The 12871-nt window shown below is 74.3% G+C and carries 17 protein-coding genes and 1 pseudogene; 9 read left to right on the top strand and 9 right to left on the bottom strand.

The window, feature by feature from the left end; all coding sequences use genetic code 11:
• Nucleotides 1-50 precede the first annotated feature (50 nt).
• A complete protein-coding gene (locus ABZW30_RS17250; protein ID WP_355671925.1) occupies nucleotides 51-830 on the bottom strand; it encodes an HAD-IIA family hydrolase in 780 nt (259 codons plus the stop codon).
• Between the two features lie 162 nt (nucleotides 831-992).
• Between ABZW30_RS17250 and ABZW30_RS17245 the strand changes: the two genes are divergently transcribed.
• Entirely contained in the window at nucleotides 993-2084 is a 1092-nt protein-coding gene (locus tag ABZW30_RS17245) for a Gfo/Idh/MocA family oxidoreductase (RefSeq protein ID WP_355671924.1), read from the top strand.
• Nucleotides 2085-2212: 128 nt separating this feature from the next.
• Here the strand turns inward: ABZW30_RS17245 and ABZW30_RS17240 are convergent, their stop codons facing one another.
• Entirely contained in the window at nucleotides 2213-2635 is a 423-nt protein-coding gene (locus ABZW30_RS17240; protein WP_355671923.1) for a type II toxin-antitoxin system VapC family toxin, read from the bottom strand.
• Nucleotides 2628-2912, bottom strand: coding sequence for a type II toxin-antitoxin system prevent-host-death family antitoxin (locus ABZW30_RS17235; RefSeq protein WP_063349249.1), 285 nt, complete (start codon nucleotides 2910-2912; stop codon nucleotides 2628-2630). The genes ABZW30_RS17240 and ABZW30_RS17235 overlap by 8 nt, the downstream gene beginning before the upstream one ends.
• Before the next feature lie 126 nt (nucleotides 2913-3038).
• Between ABZW30_RS17235 and ABZW30_RS17230 the strand changes: the two genes are divergently transcribed.
• Together ABZW30_RS17230 and ABZW30_RS17225 are read left to right on the top strand one after the other, a co-directional pair.
• Nucleotides 3039-3332 (top strand): DUF6412 domain-containing protein, encoded by a 294-nt coding sequence (locus tag ABZW30_RS17230; protein ID WP_355671922.1) that lies wholly within the window; start codon nucleotides 3039-3041, stop codon nucleotides 3330-3332.
• A gap of 94 nt (nucleotides 3333-3426) precedes the next feature.
• Nucleotides 3427-4119: a YidC/Oxa1 family membrane protein insertase gene (locus ABZW30_RS17225; RefSeq protein ID WP_355671921.1), complete on the top strand. Its 693-nt coding sequence runs from the start codon at nucleotides 3427-3429 to the stop codon at nucleotides 4117-4119.
• A gap of 108 nt (nucleotides 4120-4227) precedes the next feature.
• Here the strand turns inward: ABZW30_RS17225 and ABZW30_RS17220 are convergent, their stop codons facing one another.
• Together ABZW30_RS17220 and ABZW30_RS17215 are read right to left on the bottom strand one after the other, a co-directional pair.
• Nucleotides 4228-4917 (bottom strand): HAD family hydrolase, encoded by a 690-nt coding sequence (locus ABZW30_RS17220; protein ID WP_355671920.1) that lies wholly within the window; start codon nucleotides 4915-4917, stop codon nucleotides 4228-4230.
• 43 nt (nucleotides 4918-4960) lie between these two features.
• On the bottom strand, nucleotides 4961-5527 hold the full coding sequence (locus ABZW30_RS17215; protein ID WP_355671919.1) for an NUDIX domain-containing protein: 567 nt from the start codon (nucleotides 5525-5527) through the stop codon (nucleotides 4961-4963).
• Nucleotides 5528-5833: 306 nt separating this feature from the next.
• Between ABZW30_RS17215 and ABZW30_RS17210 the strand changes: the two genes are divergently transcribed.
• Both ABZW30_RS17210 and ABZW30_RS17205 read left to right on the top strand, forming a co-directional pair.
• A complete protein-coding gene (locus ABZW30_RS17210; protein ID WP_355671918.1) occupies nucleotides 5834-6601 on the top strand; it encodes a CDP-alcohol phosphatidyltransferase family protein in 768 nt (255 codons plus the stop codon).
• Nucleotides 6602-6782: 181 nt separating this feature from the next.
• Nucleotides 6783-7310, top strand: a complete 528-nt coding sequence (locus tag ABZW30_RS17205) for a hypothetical protein (RefSeq protein WP_355671917.1) — start codon at nucleotides 6783-6785, stop codon at nucleotides 7308-7310.
• On the opposite strand, the gene ABZW30_RS17200 is transcribed toward ABZW30_RS17205, so the two are convergent.
• The gene (locus tag ABZW30_RS17200) at nucleotides 7307-7654 is read right to left on the bottom strand and encodes a helix-turn-helix domain-containing protein (protein ID WP_355671916.1); all 348 of its coding nucleotides are present in this window, start codon (nucleotides 7652-7654) and stop codon (nucleotides 7307-7309) included. The genes ABZW30_RS17205 and ABZW30_RS17200 overlap by 4 nt on opposite strands.
• Before the next feature lie 109 nt (nucleotides 7655-7763).
• On the opposite strand from ABZW30_RS17200, the pseudogene ABZW30_RS17195 reads away from it, so the two are divergent.
• Both ABZW30_RS17195 and ABZW30_RS17190 read left to right on the top strand, forming a co-directional pair.
• Nucleotides 7764-7973 (top strand): annotated as a pseudogene (locus tag ABZW30_RS17195) (alcohol dehydrogenase catalytic domain-containing protein); the annotation flags it as partial.
• A 103-nt stretch (nucleotides 7974-8076) separates the two neighbouring features.
• The gene (locus tag ABZW30_RS17190; protein WP_355671915.1) at nucleotides 8077-8751 is read left to right on the top strand and encodes a zinc-binding dehydrogenase; all 675 of its coding nucleotides are present in this window, start codon (nucleotides 8077-8079) and stop codon (nucleotides 8749-8751) included.
• Between the two features lie 60 nt (nucleotides 8752-8811).
• On the opposite strand, the gene ABZW30_RS17185 is transcribed toward ABZW30_RS17190, so the two are convergent.
• Together ABZW30_RS17185 and ABZW30_RS17180 are read right to left on the bottom strand one after the other, a co-directional pair.
• Nucleotides 8812-9561 (bottom strand): MBL fold metallo-hydrolase, encoded by a 750-nt coding sequence (locus tag ABZW30_RS17185; protein ID WP_355671914.1) that lies wholly within the window; start codon nucleotides 9559-9561, stop codon nucleotides 8812-8814.
• Between the two features lie 38 nt (nucleotides 9562-9599).
• Nucleotides 9600-10439 carry an NAD(P)H-binding protein gene (locus tag ABZW30_RS17180; RefSeq protein ID WP_355671913.1) on the bottom strand — a complete coding sequence of 280 codons (840 nt, stop codon included), beginning with the start codon at nucleotides 10437-10439 and terminating at the stop codon, nucleotides 9600-9602.
• Between the two features lie 107 nt (nucleotides 10440-10546).
• Between ABZW30_RS17180 and ABZW30_RS17175 the strand changes: the two genes are divergently transcribed.
• Nucleotides 10547-11506: an AraC family transcriptional regulator gene (locus tag ABZW30_RS17175; protein ID WP_355671912.1), complete on the top strand. Its 960-nt coding sequence runs from the start codon at nucleotides 10547-10549 to the stop codon at nucleotides 11504-11506.
• Here ABZW30_RS17175 and ABZW30_RS17170 read toward each other — a convergent pair.
• The gene (locus ABZW30_RS17170; protein WP_355671911.1) at nucleotides 11503-11871 is read right to left on the bottom strand and encodes a VOC family protein; all 369 of its coding nucleotides are present in this window, start codon (nucleotides 11869-11871) and stop codon (nucleotides 11503-11505) included. The two genes, ABZW30_RS17175 and ABZW30_RS17170, sit on opposite strands and share 4 nt — an antisense overlap.
• A gap of 117 nt (nucleotides 11872-11988) precedes the next feature.
• Between ABZW30_RS17170 and ABZW30_RS17165 the strand changes: the two genes are divergently transcribed.
• The gene (locus ABZW30_RS17165) at nucleotides 11989-12825 is read left to right on the top strand and encodes an NmrA family NAD(P)-binding protein (RefSeq protein WP_355671910.1); all 837 of its coding nucleotides are present in this window, start codon (nucleotides 11989-11991) and stop codon (nucleotides 12823-12825) included.
• Nucleotides 12826-12871: the final 46 nt, after the last annotated feature.

Genomic DNA, 12871 nt, shown 5'->3' with positions numbered 1-12871 from the left:
CCCCGCCCCGGCGCTCGGCCGGGACGGGGCTCGCGACAGCACCGCAGAGGCTAGACCAGCTCGACCAGGTCCGCGATCGACTTGACCACCCGGGTCGGCCGGTACGGGAAGCGCTCCACGTCGGCGGCGGAGGTCAGGCCGGTGAGCACCAGGATGGTCTCCATGCCGGCCTCCATGCCCGCGACGATGTCGGTGTCCATCCGGTCGCCGATCATCACGGCGGTCTCCGAGTGGGCGCCGGCGGTGTTCAGCGCCTCGCGCATCATCAACGGGTTGGGCTTGCCGACGAAGTACGGATCGACGCCGGTCGCCTTGGTGATCAGGGCCGCGACCGAGCCGGTGGCCGGCAGCACGCCCTCGGGGGAGGGGCCGGTCTCGTCCGGGTTGGTGCAGATGAACCGGGCGCCCTGGTTGATCAGGCGGATCGCCTTGGTGAGCGCCTCGAAGGAGTAGGTCCGGGTCTCGCCGAGGACCACGTAGTCGGGGTTGTTGTCGGTCAGGACGTAACCGGCCTGGTAGAGCGCGGTGGTGAGCCCGGCCTCGCCGATCACGTACGCGGTGCCGTTCGGGCGCTGGCTCTTGAGGAACTTCGCGGTGGCCAGGGCGGAGGTCCAGATGCACTCCTCGGGCACCTCCAGGCCCATGCCGGCCAGGCGGGCGCTGAGGTCGCGCGGGGTGTAGATCGAGTTGTTGGTGAGCACCAGGAAGGGCTTGCCGGACTCCCGCAGCCTGCGCAGGAACTCCTCCGCCCCGGGGATCGGCGTGCCCTCGTGGATGAGGACACCGTCCATGTCGGTCAGCCAGGACTCGATGGGCTTGCGGTCTGCCACGTGCGTGTCTCCCGAAGTGTTGCAGCGTCTTGCGTGGGGCCCTGACGCGGCACAGCCTAATCCGCGCAGGTGGCCGGGGACAGGACGTCCCGCTGGACGGGATGCGTCGATCGTCCGGCGGATACCGGGAGCAACCGGGCGGCTCGTGATTGAGTAGGCCGCATGAACCCGCAGACGACCTCCCACCGACCGCCGGATCGAACGCTGCGGGTCGGCCTGATCGGCTACGGCCTGGCCGGCTCCGCCTTCCACGCCCCGCTCATCGCCACCACGCCGGGGCTGCGGCTGGACGCCGTGGTCACGGCCAATCCCGAACGCCGCGAGCAGCTGCGGCGCGAGCACCCCGACGCCCGCGCCGTCGACACCCCCGAGCAGTTGCTGGCCGACCCGGACGCGCTGGACCTGGTCGTCATCGCCTCCCCCAACCGCACCCACGCCCCGCTGGCCCGCGCCGCGCTGCAGGCCGGCCTGGCCACCGTGGTGGACAAGCCGCTGGCCGCCACCGCCGCCCAGGCGCTGGAGCTGTGCCGGCTCGCCGAGGCCCGGGGCACCCTGCTCTCGGTCTTCCAGAACCGGCGCTGGGACGGCGACTTCCTGACCGCGAGCCGGTTGGTGCGCGGCGGCGCGCTCGGCCGGGTGCACCGCTTCGAGTCCCGCTTCGAGCGCTTCCGCCCCAAGCCCAAGCCCGGCTGGCGCGAGCTGGCCGACCCGGCCGAGGTCGGCGGCACCCTGTACGACCTGGGCAGCCACCTGGTCGACCAGGCGCTGACGCTGTTCGGGCCGGTCGAGACGGTGTACGCGGAGATCGACGTGCGCCGCGACGGCGCGGTGGTGGACGACGACGCCTTCCTCGCCCTCACCCACGTCTCCGGCACCCGCTCGCACCTGTGGACCAGCGCCGTCACCCCGCTGATCGGCCCCCGGCTGCGGGTGCTCGGCGACACCGCCGGGTACGTCAAGAACGGCATGGACCCCCAGGAGGCCGACCTTCGGGCGGGCCTGCGCCCGGGCGGCACCCACCCGTGGGGCGCCGACCGGCCCGAGCAGTACGGCACCCTGGGCACCGACGAGTCCCCGATCTCCCTGCCGACCGACCCGGGCGACTACCCCGCCTTCTACGCCGGCGTCGCCGCCGCCCTGGCCACCCCCGGCACCCCGCCTCCGGTCGACCCGCGCGACGCGGTGGCCACCCTCACCGTCCTGGAGGCCGCCCGGGCTTCCGCGGCGACGGGGACGGCGGTCCGGCTGGGCTGACGGCCGGTCCCCCGAACGCTTCACCTCGCCTCGGCGCCGCCGCCTGCTGCGCTCCCGGAGCCGGCCGGAGGCCCTGCGGTACGGGGCGGTTTCGGTGGCGGAGGTCGAGTGCGACCGACCGGCCGCGCTCACAGCCCGATGATCTCCACCGCCGAGCCCAGCCCCCGGAAGTCCGCCACGTTGCGGGTGTACAGCGGCAGCCCGTGGGCGGAGGCGACGGCGGCGATCATCAGGTCGATCCGGCGCGGCCGCGGCTGCCGTCCGGCGGCGATGGTGAGGGTGACCAGGGTCCCGTAGCGGGCGGCGGCGGCCGCATCGAAGGGCAGCGGGTCGAAGTCGGCCATCGCCGCGCCCAGCACCTCCAGCCGGGCCGCGCGACTGATCGGGTCCCGCGCCATCGAGACGCCCTGCTGCAGCTCGGCGAAGGTGATCGCGGTCAGCTCCGGCACGGCCGGCAGATCGGCGGGGCTCAGCAGAGCCAGGTCGATGTAGACGCAGGTGTCCAGCACCCCGGCCGGCCGTCGCCGGGATGCCCTCCGGCGCTCAGCCACGCCGCCGCTCGAACGGGTCGTCGCCCTCGTCCCCCACCAGCTCCTCGGGCCCGAAGTACTCCTCGGCCTCCTTGCGCATCTGCTGGTAGTCCACCCGCGGCAGCTTCACGTGCCGCGCCACCAGCTCCTCCGCCGTGAGCCGCCGCCGCCCGGACACCGGCCGCAGCTCCGCGACCTCGACCCCGTTCCTGGTGATGTGGAAGGTCTCCCCCGCCTCCACCGCGTCCATCACCGCGGCGGAGTTGTTCCGGAACTCCCGCTGGGTAATCGTCTTCATGGGATCCAAGGTAGCCCCGTGTAGCACCGCCGGCTACACCTCGCACGGCACTGCGGGAACCCGGCGGGTCGTAGGATCGTCCTGCTGAACGTCAGGAGCCCGGAACACATCGAGAGGGGGCCCGCCGTGGGTGTCGTCGCGATGCTGCTGGGCCTGCTCCGGGTGTTGACCGGACAGCTGGTGACCGACGGCGGCGCGCTGGCGTCGGTCGCCGCCGTGGCGGCCATGGTCCTGGTGGCCGGGGCGGTCGCGGGGGCCTTCGCCGGGGCGCGACCGCTGGGGGCACGAGCCCCGGCGGCGGTGCGCAGCGGGGTGCTGCGACGCCGGGCGTTCCGTACCGCGTTCCTTCCGCAGCGTGATCCGGACGCCCGGGGCAGGCGACGCCCCAGGGCGCCGGGGGCGGCCCTGGCGGCCGCGTAGATCCGCAGTTCCTCCGTACGGCTCCCCGTACGTTTTTCGCGGCCGTCCTCCGCCGATCACTCATGTCCTGAGACCCCGGAGGGCTCGCTTCACCATGTCCGTTCTGTCTGTTCTCGACCCGGCCGTCACCGTCGCCCACGCCGTGGTCTCCGCCATCGCCCACGTCCTGCCGACCGCGCTGGCGATCGTCCTGTTCGTCCTCGCCGTGCGGCTCTGCCTGCACCCGCTGGCACGGGCGGCGGCGCGTGGGGAGAAGGCCCGTTCGAAGCTCGCGCCGAAGGTCGCCGAGCTGAACAAGAAGCACAAGAACAACCCCGAGAAGGCGCGCGAGGCGCTCGCGGAGCTGTACCGGAAGGAGCAGGTCTCGCCGTTCGCGGGCTGCCTGCCGATGCTGATCCAGATCCCGTTCTTCTCGGTGATGTACCGGCTCTTCACCACCCCGAACGACCTGCTGGACCACACCCTGTTCGGGGTGCCGCTGGGTCTGCACGTCGGGAACGCGCACGGCGCCGGGCAGTTCGCCGTGTTCGGGCTGCTGTACGCCGGGCTGGCGGCGGTCGGGTACGTCAACTACCGCCGGGCCCGGCGTGCGGCGGCCGCGCAGACCACCCCGCAGCCGGGGGCGTCGTTGCTGCCGTACCTGTCCTTCATCTCGGTGCTGTTCGCGATGCTGGTGCCGGTGGCCGCCGCGCTCTACCTGCTGACCACGAGCGTGTGGTCGGCCTCCGAGCGGGCCTGGCTGTACCGGGGCGGGGCGCCGGTCCCGGCGACCGCGCTCGCCGTCTAGCTCGGCGGTCCGACTCGGCGGTCCGACTCGGCGGTCCGACTCGGCGGTCCGACTCGGCGGTCCGACTCGGCGGTCCGGCTCGGCGGTCCGACTCAGAAGTGACGCAGCTCAGAAGTGGCGCAGCAGCTCCGGGAAGGCCGTGAGCTGCAGCGTCGCCTCGTCCGGGCCGAGCTCCTCGTGCTCCAGCACCCAGGTGTGCTCGTGCGGGATGAACACGGTGCGCAGCCCGGCCCGGCGGGCGGGGGCGATGTCGGACTTGGGCGAGTTGCCGATCATCCAGGTCCGCTCGGGGTCGAGGCCGAGCTCGGCGCTGAGCCGCCGGTAGGTGTCCACCGACTTCTCGGCCACGATGTGGATGCCGCGGAAGTGGTGGTCGATGGTGGAGGCCGTCACCTTGGCCTGCTGCTCGTCCTGGTCGCCCTTGGTGAGCAGCAGCAGGTGGTGCCGCCCGGCGAGGGCGGTCAGGGTGTCGGCGACGCCCGGGATCAGCTCGATCGCGCCGCGGTCGGTGAGCGGGGTGAGCAGCTCGTCGATCCGGGCCAGCTCGGCGGCGGTGGGGGTGCGGTCCCCGGCCAGCTGTCCCAGGCAGTCGGCGAGGCTCTGCCGGAAGACGGCGGCGCCGTAGCCGAGGGCGGCGGCGTTGGCGGCCTCGATCCGGTCGAGCAGGGCCCGGGTGGCCTCCCGCTCGTCCGGGGCGCAGACCCAGTCCAGGAAGCCGTCGATGACCCGCTCGAAGAGGACGTTGTTCTCCCAGAGAGTGTCGTCGGCGTCGAAGATGAGGGTCTGGTCGGTGTGCATCGGATTCCTTCGGACAGGCGGGAAGGGGTTCAGGAGAAGGGGTTCAGGCGAGCAGGCGGGCGGCCCGGTCGAGGGTCTCGCGGAAGTTCTCCTCGGTGGTCCGCTGCTTGGCCTCCTCGATGCTCAGCCACTCCAGCGGGGAGGCCGGGTTCTCCGGGCGGGCGTCGTCCGGGGTATCGGTGGCGAGCAGGAAGCGCAGGTCGGCGTGCTCGTGGGCGGGCTCGACGGGCGAGGCCGGGACGGGCACCACGGCGAGGTGGACGAGGGCGGCGTCCGGCCAGGGGGTGAGGTCGGTCAGGCCGGTCTCCTCCAGGCCCTCGCGCAGCGCGATGTCCAGCGGCAGGCTCTCCCCCGGGTCGCCGTGGCCGCCGACCTGCAGCCAGGCCTGCTGGCGGACGTGCCAGCGCAGCAGGACGCGGCGGGTCGGCGGGTGGACGATCAGCGCGGAGGCGGTGAAGTGCAGTGGGGTGCCGCGGTCCCACGCGTCCGGGGCGCCGACCCGGGTGCGGACCCGGGCGAGGTCGGCGGTCTCCGCCGGGCCCTGCGGCCGGTGGTCGTCCAGGAGTCGGGCCAGGTCGGGGCTGTGCGGGGCGGTGCCCGTGGTCACCATGATTTCTGCGCTCCTCGTTCCGCCCCGGGGCCGCGTCGGACCGCGTCAACCGCCTTGCGGGAGCGGGCGATCGAGCCCGGGGGCTCCGGTTCCGGTGAACCCGCGCAGCCTAGCCCGGGGGGCTCCGGTCGGCCCACCGTTTTTCCGCCGCTCACCGGCTCGTCACCGCCTCCTCCACTGCCCTTTCCACCTCCTCCGCACCGTCCTGCCCGTTCTCCTGTTCACCGTCGAACGGGCTGGTCAAAGCAGTGCTCCGGAGGCCGTAGCCTGTGGTGACCGTTACGGGACAGGTGGAGGGATGTCGTCATGGTGGCTGCTCCGGCGCTCGCCGAGTTGCGCGAGGTGTGCCAGCCGCAGGCCAAGCTGCAGAGCCGCAACGGCGAGCACTGGGCGGGCCGGATGTACATGCGGGCGATCTCGCTGCGCACCACCCGGCAGCTGGTGCGGACCTCGGTCTCGCCGAACACCCTGACCTGGGTGATGGTGGTGTGCGGGGTCGGCGGCGGTGCGGCCCTGCTGATCCCGGGCCTGACCGGCGCGGCGCTGGCGGCGGTGCTGTTCCAGCTGTTCCTGCTGTTCGACTGCGTGGACGGCGAAGTGGCGCGCTGGAAGCGCCAGTTCAGCATGGCCGGGGTGTACGTGGACCGGCTCGGCGCCTATCTGGCGGACGCCGCGCTGATGATCGGCGCGGGCGTGCGGGCGGCGCGCGGCGGCTCGGAGCTGTGGGTGTCGGCGGGCCTGGCAGCCGCGCTGGGCGTGGTGCTGCTGAAGGCCTCGACGGACCTGGTGGACGTGGCCCGCGCCCGCAGCGGGCAGCCGCCGGCGGACGAGGAGTCGACCCAGCCGCGCTCCCAGGGCATCGCGACGGCCCGTAGGCTCGCCTCGATCTTCAAGATCCACCGGGTGACCAACGGCATCGAGGCCTCCCTGGTGCTGCTGGCAGCGGCCGCGGTGGACGCCGGGCTCGGCAACCTGGACGCGACCCGGGCGGCGCTCGCCGGGATCACGGTGATCACCTGGGGCATGGTGGTGGCGCACCTGGCGTCGATCCTGTCCTCCTCTCGGCTGCGCTGACCCGACCCGACGACCCGACGGCCCGACGGCCCGACGGCCCAACGGCCCAACGGCCCAACGGCTCGACGCCACCGCTCGACCGACGGGCTGAGCCGGATCTCCCCCGCCGGGGGGAGGGGTCCGGCCGAAGCCCGTCGGCGGACGGACGCGGCAGGTGCGGCCCGGGCGGCAGGGTGGACGCATGACAACGCCTCAGCCCGCCGCCGCCGCCCCCGCCCCGCCCCGCTGGGCCGTCCGCGCCGCGCGGATCGCCGCGGTCACCGCCCTGCCGGCCGGGCTGTGGCGGCTCGGGCTGGTCCTGGGCTGGCACGGCGGCTACACCGACGCGGGCTACCACGCGGTGGGCTTCACCGGCTGGGACGCGGTCTGGCCGGTCACCCTGAGCCTGCTCACCGAGGGGCTGGCCCTGCTCACCCTCGGCCTGGTCCGGCCCTGGGGCACGGTGCCGCCGCGGTGGATCCCGTTCCTCGGCGGGCGCCCGGTCAACCCGCGCGCCGTCGTCATCGCGGCCTCGCTCGGCGCGACCGGGCTGATCGCGCTCTGGACGCCGTTCGCCGCGTGGTGGGCGGTGCCGCACCCGAACATGACCCCGCTCGGGCACCTGGCGGTCGGCTTCCTCTACCTGCCGGCGGTCGCCTGGGGCCCGTTGTTGGCGGCGGTCACCGTTTCGTACCACCGCCGGCACCGCGCGGCCGCTGCCGAGTCCTAGGCCGTGTCGGCCGCCTCGTTGCGGGCGAGTGCGGCGAGGACCGTGTCGAGAAGGCCGGGGAAGCGCCGCTCCAGGTCGACCGTGCGCAGCGCGGAGAACCGGCGGTTGGCCTCCTCGCGCTGGGTGATCACACCCGACTCGCGCAGCACCTTGAAGTGGTGGCTGAGGGTGGACGGCGCGACGTCCACCGGGAAGGTGCCGCAGGCTCGCTCCGGTTCGGTGCGCAGAACGCGGACGATGGTCATCCGGGTGGGGTCGGCGAGCGCGTGCAGGACGTCGTACAGGTCGATCTCCTCGGTCGCGGGGTGCGCGAGCGCCGGTCGGCGGCGGGTGCTGCGGGGCATGGACAACCTCCCTGATCTGCGATGTTCGACAACTATCGAAAAGGCGTGGTAGCAATGGCCCACGGCAATTTCGCCGTTCGTCGAACATCGTAGTGGAGGGGGCGCGAACATGCGCGCACTGGTGATGACCGCAGCCGGCGGAGCCGAGAACTCCGAGGTCCGGCAGATCGAGGCACCGCGCCCCGGCCCCGGTCAGGTGGCGATCGACGTCGCCTGGGCCGGACTGAACTTCGTGGACGTGATGGCCCGCCGGGGCGACGGCGGCTACACCGCCGAGTGGCCGTACCTGCCGGGCAAGGAGGTGGCCGGCACGGTCCGCGAGCTCGGCGAGGGCGTCACCGGCCTGGCCGTCGGCGACCGGGTGGTGGCCGCGCCGGTCGGCGGCGGGCTGGCCGAGGTCGTCGTCGCCGAGCTCGCGGACCGTGCCGGTACCGGACGGGCTGGAGCTCAGTGCGGCCGCCGCCGCACCGCTGGGCCTCGCCACCGCCGTCCTGCTGCTGACCGACGCGGGTCGCCTGAGGGCCACGGACAACGTCCTGGTCCACTCGGCCGGCGGCGGCGTCGGCAGCGCGATCGCCCAGCTGGTCCCGCTGCTCGGCGGCCTGGGCACGCTGATCGGCACGGTCGGACGCCCGGAGAAGGCCGCAGCCGCCGTCGAGTCGGGCTACGACCACGCCTTCGCCCGCGACGAGAAGCTCGCCGACGCCGTCCGCGCCGCGACCGACGGCCGGGGCGTCGACCTGGTGCTCGACCCGCTGGGCACCACCGCCCTGGAGCTCGACCTCGACGTCACCGCGCCCGGCGGCCGGATCGTCCTGTTCGGCAACGCGGGCGGCGGCGCCGTCAGCGACCTGCCCCCGCTCGGGCGCCTGATGGCCGGCAACCTCTCCGTCACCGGCTTCAGCCACCGCGCCTTCGCCGCCACCGCCCCCGAGCACCTCGCCCGGGCCATCCGCACCACCCTCGACCTGCAGGCGAACCGCGGGCTGAACATCCCGCTCACCGAACTGCCGGGCCTGGAGGCCGTCCCCGCCGCGCACGACGCCATGCAGGAGGGGCGGGGCACGGGCAAGTACGTGGTGCGCGTGGCGGGTTGAGCGCGGCCGGCTGAACAGGACGGGTTCGTCGGCACGGGCCGGGCCGCCGGGTTCGGGCGGTCAGACCGTGAAGACCGCCCCTGGATCGGCGTGCTCGACGGGCCCCGCGAAGTGGGCCGCGGCGCGGGCGACCGCCCGCCCGGGGGGCACGGCCCGGCCGACGTGGGTGACGACCAGGCGGCGCGCGGCGGCCGCGGTGGCGGTCGCGCCGGCCTGTTCGGGGGTGTGGTGCGCCGGGTCGTCGCCCTCCGCCTCGCACAGCAACAGGTCGCAGCCGGCGGCCAGTTCGGTGAGCGCGGCGCACGGCGCGGTGTCGCCGGAGTAGACCAGCGAGCGGCCGCCGGCCTCCACCCGCAGGGCGAAGGCCGGCATGCCGTGGTCCACCGCCCGGCTGGTCAGCGTCATCCGGCCGACCGTCACCCGGTGCCCGTCGGACAACTCGGTGACGGCGAAGGCGGATTCGACCGGGCTGCGCCGCGCCGAGTTGGTCAGGAAGTCCGCCAGCCGGTCCGCGATGCCGGGCGGGCCGTAGAGCGGGATCGGCGCGGCGAGCCGGATGTCGGCGTACAGGGCGCCGTAGTAGGCGGTGAGCAGGTCGGCGCAGTGGTCGGCGTGCAGGTGCGAGATCCAGATCGCGTCCAGCTCGTCCAGCCGCGCGTACCGCTGGAGCGGGCCCAGCGTGCCGGTGCCGGCGTCCACCCAGACCCGGCCGCCCCCGCCGGACACCAGGTATCCGGAGCAGGGGTTGTCCGCGCTCGGGTAGGGCGTGGCGCTCCCCAGGACGGTGAACTGCAACCGGTCGTCGGACATCCGGCCAGCCTAGCCGCGAAACCGTCACGTGTTTCGGCTCAGGCCCAATGTCCCGCCGCGGCGGCCGCGGTGACGAACTGCTCGAACGACCGCGCCGGGCGACCGAGGGCGCGCTCCACACCGTCGGACACCTCAGGACCGCGCCCCTCCCGGATGTCCACCAGCAGGTCGGTCACCCGCCGCGCCACCTCGGCCGGCACCCCGCCCTCGGCGGTCATGCGCTCGGCGAAGACGTCCGGGTCGACGTCGAGGTGGCGGACGGTACGGCCGACGGCGGCGGAGATCAGGGCGGCCGCCTCCCCGAAGCCCAGCGCCCGGGGGCCGGTGACCTGGTAGGTCTGTCCGCTGTGGCGCTCCTCGGTGAGCGCGGCGGCCGCGACCGCGGCGATGTCCTCGGCGTCGACGAAGGGAGTGCGGCCGTCGCCGACCGGCACGGCGAGGATGCCGGAGCGCACGGCCGGCAGCCAGAAGGACTCACTGAAGTTCTGTGCGAACCAGCCGGGTTGGATCACCACCCAGTCCACACCCGACTCCCGGACGGCCCGTTCGGCGGCCTTGAGCGGGTGGTCCTCGCCCGCCCGGCCGACCCCGTGAGCGGAGAGCAGCACCAGCCGCCGCACGCCCGCGCCGACCGCCTCGGCGACCAGGCGCGGGATGCGCTCCCGCTGGTCGGGGCCGGTCCGCAGGTCGGGCTCCACCAGGTAGACGGCGTCCACCCCGGCGAGGGCGGGTGCGAAGGTCGCCGGGTCGGCCAGATCGAGTCGGACGTCGCCGCCGGTGCGGGCGGCCGTACGGACGGGGTGGCCGGCGGCGGTCAGGCGGTGGGCGATGCGGCGGCCGGTCGTGCCGGTGCCGCCCAGGACGAGGATGGTCTTCATGGCCTCCAGCCAACCCGGGCACGACCGGACGATCCATGGGAGAACGTCGCCGATCCCTCGGTGATCGTCCAGCACCGGGCCCGCCCGCACCGGCTACCGTGGCCGCCATGGACGTGCTGAGCGATCTGCTGCACCGCGCCCGGGCCAGGAACGCGGCCGTCCGGCAGCTGGTCCAGCGGCCGCCGTGGTCGATGACCTTCGCCGAGGCCCCGCCGCTCACCGTGGTCACCGCCCTGGGCGGCCGCGCCTGCCTGCGGCTGGACTCCGGCCCCGGGACGCCACGGGAGCTGGCCGCCGGGGACATCGCCCTGATCAGCGGCGTCACCGGCGGGTACACCGTCGCCGACTCCCCCGACACCCCACCGCAGGTGGTGATCCGCGCGGGCCGCAAGCAGTTCCTCGACGGCACGGCGTCCGTCGGGCAACACCTGGCGCCCCGCACGTACGGCGACGGCCTGCCCGGCGCCACCACCCTGCTCCGGGGCACCTACGAACTGCGCGGCGACGTCGGCGAGCGCCTGCTGGGGATGCTCCCGCCGCTGGCCGTGGTCCCCGCCGGGCCGCGCACCCGGGCGGCGCTGGAGCTGCTCTCCGTCGAGGTCACCCAGGAGGAGCCTGGCCAGGACGCGGTCCTCAACCGGGCGCTGGACCTGGTGCTGGTGCTCGCCCTGCGGGCCTGGTGCACCTCCGACAGCGGAGCCCGAACCCCCTCCTGGTACGGCGCGTTGGCCGCCCCGGCGATCGGTGACGCGCTGCGCCTGCTGCACGAGGCCCCGGCGCACCGCTGGACGGTCGCCGAGCTGGCCGGGCGGGTCGGCCTCTCCCGCGCCGCCTTCGCCGCCCGTTTCACCGCCCTGGTGGGCGAGCCCCCGCTCGGGTACCTCACCGGCTGGCGGATGGCCCTGGGCGCGGACCTGCTGCGCGACACCGAGGCGACCGTGGCGGCGGTGGCCCGCGCGGTGGGGTACGAGGACCCGTTCGCGTTCAGCACGGCCTTCAAACGGGCCCGGGGCCTGACCCCTTCGCAGTGGCGGCGGCAGGCGCAGCGGGATCAGCGGGCCCGCTAGGCCGTCAGGGACTTCTTCGGGGAGAGCACGCAGAACTCGTTCCCCTCGGGGTCCGCGAGGACGACCCAGGAGGCCTCGGCGGGCTGGCCGACGTCGACGCGGGTGGCGCCCAGGGCGAGGAGGCGGGCGACCTGGGCGGCGGCCTGGTCGTCGGGGGCGAGGTCGAGGTGCAGCCGGTTCTTGCCGGACGTGGACTCCGGGACGGGGACGAAGACGATGCCCGGGTAGGCCGTCTCGTCCGCGCCGATCACCACCTCCTCCGGGGTCTCCAGGAGAACCCGGTAGCCCAGCGCCCGGGCCCAGAAGCGGGCGAGCGCGGCGGGATCGGCGGCGTCCACGGCGAGTTGGTAGAGGCGCAGGCTCATCGCAGGCATCCTCGCACGGCCTCGGCCGCCGCGACAGCGGTGGCACCGGGCGGGCCGGGCCTGCGGGCCGGTCGCGGCCGGGGCATAGTCCGGGCCCGCCCGCTGTTCGGGGCAGACATGACCAAGATTCTGGTGATCGGCGCAAACGGCAGTGTGGGCAGGCATGTTGTGGCCGCACTTGCCGAAGGCGGGCACGAGGTACGGGCGTTGGTGCGGGACGGCGCCAGGGCCGACCTGCCCGCGGGGGTGGAGGCCGTGCGGGGGGATCTGGCGGCGCCGGAGAGCCTGGTGGACGCGCTGCGGGGCGGGGTGGAGAGCGTCTACCTGATGTGGCCGGGGATCCCGGTGCAGCCGCGGGTGGTGGAGCTGATGGCCGAGCACGCCGAGCGGGTCGTCTATCTGTCGGCGGATGTGGCCGACCTCGCGGACGACGAGCCGGCGGTGATCTTCCACCAGGAGATCGAGCGGTTGATCCGCCGGTCCGGCCTGGGCTGGACCTTCGTACGGGCGATCGACTTCGCGGGCAACATGCTCGGCTGGGCCGACCAGGTACGCCAGGGCGTCGTCCGCTGGCCGTACGGCGAGGCGCGCCGCTCGCTGATCCACGAGCGGGACATCGCGGACGTGGCGGTGGCGGCGCTCACCGAGGGCGGACACGACGGCGGTAAGTACGTGGTCACCGGGCCGGAGTCGATCGCCCATGCCGAGCTGGCGCGGATCATCGGCGAGGAGCTCGGCAGTCAGGTGCGCTGGGAGGAGCTGGCGCCGGAGACGGCCCGCGAGCAACTGACGGCGGCCTGGGGGAACGCGGCGTTCGTGGAGTCCCGGCTGCGCGCCTGGGAGTCGTTCACCCGGGAGCCGGAGCGGGTGACGGACACGGTGGAGCGGGTGCTCGGGCGCCCGGCGCGCAGCTTCCGCTCGTGGGTACGGGACCACGCGGTGGACTTCCGGTAGCGGCCCGCCCGGCTCGGGCCCGTGGCACATCACGGGCCCGGTTGGA

Origin of the sequence: Kitasatospora sp. NPDC004669, assembly GCF_040609455.1 — a bacterium.
In the GTDB taxonomy this organism is placed as follows: Bacteria; Actinomycetota; Actinomycetes; order Streptomycetales; family Streptomycetaceae; genus Kitasatospora.
The sequence above is the reverse complement of the archived record's forward strand: the minus strand, read 5'-3'. Positions and strand labels throughout refer to the sequence as shown.